Here is a 2,699-nt window from a genome sequence, read left to right as displayed (position 1 = left end):
AGGGAAAGATACCGTAATCGAAAGTCAAGAACTTTTTAAAAACGCAAGCAACAGTAAGGCAGCGATAGCCATAGGCTGCCGCTTTTTTGCAACACTTCAAACTGCTGTTTTACGCTGGTTTGTGCCGATTCTCGTCAAACGGCTGGCCTGTTTTAATCACGGCATAGGCGTATTTGACGATTTTGCACATCATCAGGATATAGATTTGCTTTGGGTGTTTGCCCTGTTTTATCTTTTGCTCAAACCAAGGCCGCCACAGTTTGGATCTTAGGCAAGCTGCCCGAGCTGGATAGTAAAGTGCTTTTCTCACTTTCTTATCGCCCATCTTGGATATTTTGGCTTGTCTAACGCTTGTGCCTGAATCTTTGATTACGGGCGATAGTCCTAAATAGCTGATTAGCTTCTTTGAGTTCTCAAATTTATCTATATCAACCAGTACAGACAAAAGCCATGCGGCTGTAGATTTTCCTACGCCGCTGATTGTTTGCAATAGCTTTTGGTTATGGCTTAATTCTTTATCGGAATCTATCAAATTTTGAATGGCTTTCTTACAGCTTTCTATCTCGTTTTTTATTGCTTCTAATATTCTTTCTATTCCTGATTTTATTACTGTATCTGATACTTCTTGTCTGTTGCTTTCTATATTCAGTAAAACGTTTAATTGCTCAATCCGCCTATTCAATACCTTTAAAGTATTACGCTTTTCTGATATGGGTCTCCATAATGGCGGATTTTCTTTTTCGCAATAATCGGCAATTAGTTTCGCATCTTGTTTGTCGGTTTTTGTTCGTCTTAATCTGTATTCTGCGTACAGCTTGATAGAAAGCGGATTGATTACGCTAATCTTGATTCCTGATTCATGCAATGCGCTGACCAGCGGCAAGTAATAAACGCCGGTGTATTCGCAGCAAGCATGAATTTCCTTACCTTGTTGTTGATGGCTTTTTATGCGTTCTATCAATTTTTCTATTCCTGCCTGATTGTTCATAACGCGCATAAAATCTTCTTGACCGCTGAAATATGCGTCTATGGTTTGCTTAGAAATATCCAAACCAAGGGCGATTTTTTGCATGATGCAATCCTTATATTGTGTCTGTGGACAAAGATACCGTATTGATTTTTGGCATAAGTAAAGCCACATCCGCCAATCTTTCCCATTGTCTAAATGACAAGGCTAAATGTAGGCGTGATGCGGCTTTATGCTTTAAGCAAGTTTTGAACCAGTTAGAATATCTATTCTATATCACTTCTGCCGGAATATGCTGCCGAGCTTGGCCACCGAATTAAAGGAAACGAGAAAGGCTACTGCACCTAGTATCCAGTTTAGAGCCACCCCTAGGCCGCCTATATACATGATCTGGACGGCGGAGAGCGGAGCGGCGGAAAGCTGATCAGTTAGTGCATTAATCATCTGGGTTTGGAGCAGGTTTAGGCCGGTGTAGGAAATGGCGGAAATGCCTAATGCCATGATGATTTTGCCTGCTAGGGTAGTCAGAACGGCGGTAAACATACCGGCTAGGGTTTTGCCCATGCTTTTTCCTTTCTATTCTTCAGGCTGCCTAACGGCGATTAAGGGCGCTAAATACCATTAAAAATGCGGCCGTCATTGCCATCATGATGACAAATGGACGTGCTTTGCGGGCGGTGTCGCACATGGGTTCGTAACTCAGGCTTTGACTGGTACCGGCTATATTGAAGCTTGTGGGCGCTGGGCAGGCTGCATCTGTGTTGAAGATATGGAGCGGGGAAAGGGCAATATTGATGTTTTGCTGTGGTAATACGATATCTTGATAGTCCATATTCCCCATTGGGGCACACATCATACTATTGGGATTTTGCGCGCAAATATCGGGCTTTTCTGCGGTACTGTCGCTTTTGGCCGGGCGGGTATCCTGCTGGCTTTGCTGCTGGCCGACTTCGGCACGGGTAGGCGCCTGGCTGGTATTGGCGGCTAAGTCCGGCCGCTGAACGATGGTTTGTGTAACGGTGCCGTTATTGTTGATTGTGAATTGTGTTTGTTGCGCTTGGTTGGATCCGACCGGTGTATAGGGTTCGGTTAAAAATGTGTTATCGCCGGGTGTACCGGTTACCATGCTTTGGGTATTGCCGGGATTAAGGCCGCCGCCCGCCCAAAGTGCGTTCATCAACTCTGTATGGTTGCGGTTATTGTCGTTTAGCATTTGCTCCATGTATTTGGCTAAAACATTCTGGGCTTCAGCTTGGGTGAGCAAGAAATCTTCTATTGTCGGTTGTGGCTGAGCGGCGGCTACGGCTTGCTGAATTTGGGGAAGATACTGCTGATAGTTTTTCTCGTCTATGTTTTCGGCGCGATATCCGCCTTGATACGGGCACGAGCCACGGCATACCTGGCCAAGCGTAAATGTTCCGCCGTCTCTAAGTGTAAGCGTAATCTGGTCGATATAACCGCCCGAATGGGTGCCAGACAAAGGCGGCACGATATAAACCCCTGCCAGATTGCCGCTGTTTACTATCAAAAGCGAGGGATAAGCTTTGGGCTTGCCGTTGGCTTGGGGAAGATAGTCTTGATAGGCTTGTGATTGTTCGTATTGCTGTTGCATCCGCTTTGCGGTTTGATCTGCTTTCTGTGCAGCGGCTTGAGCGAGTGCTTCAGCGGCATTGTCTGGATTTTTGGCCTGTTGGTAGGCGTTAATGGCGGATTCTACGCCGGAGATGCCGCC

The 2,699-nt window shown here is 45.8% G+C and carries 3 protein-coding genes; all 3 read right to left on the bottom strand.

The genetic code is table 11. The features are described from left to right. Positions 1-109 precede the first annotated feature (109 nt). Positions 110-1,072 (bottom strand): IS110 family RNA-guided transposase, encoded by a 963-nt coding sequence (locus HMPREF2541_RS01690; RefSeq protein WP_070541394.1) that lies wholly within the window; start codon positions 1,070-1,072, stop codon positions 110-112. 171 nt (positions 1,073-1,243) lie between these two features. Further along, positions 1,244-1,531: a DUF2523 family protein gene (locus tag HMPREF2541_RS01685; protein ID WP_070541392.1), complete on the bottom strand. Its 288-nt coding sequence runs from the start codon at positions 1,529-1,531 to the stop codon at positions 1,244-1,246. A 28-nt stretch (positions 1,532-1,559) separates the two neighbouring features. Then, positions 1,560-2,699: virulence factor TspB C-terminal domain-related protein (locus HMPREF2541_RS01680; RefSeq protein ID WP_305765344.1), on the bottom strand; the 1,140-nt coding region annotated here is incomplete at its 5' end.

This window comes from Eikenella sp. HMSC061C02 (assembly GCF_001809035.1).
Classification (GTDB): Bacteria; Pseudomonadota; Gammaproteobacteria; order Burkholderiales; family Neisseriaceae; genus Eikenella; species Eikenella corrodens.
This window is presented reverse-complemented; position numbering and strand designations above follow the sequence as displayed.

What these genes read in the sequence shown, in the direction of transcription:
- HMPREF2541_RS01685 (WP_070541392.1), bottom strand. Translation starts at nt 1,531, where the DNA reads ATGGGCAAAACCCTAGCCGGTATGTTTACCGCCGTTCTGACTACCCTA.
- HMPREF2541_RS01690 (WP_070541394.1), bottom strand. Translation starts at nt 1,072, where the DNA reads ATGCAAAAAATCGCCCTTGGTTTGGATATTTCTAAGCAAACCATAGAC.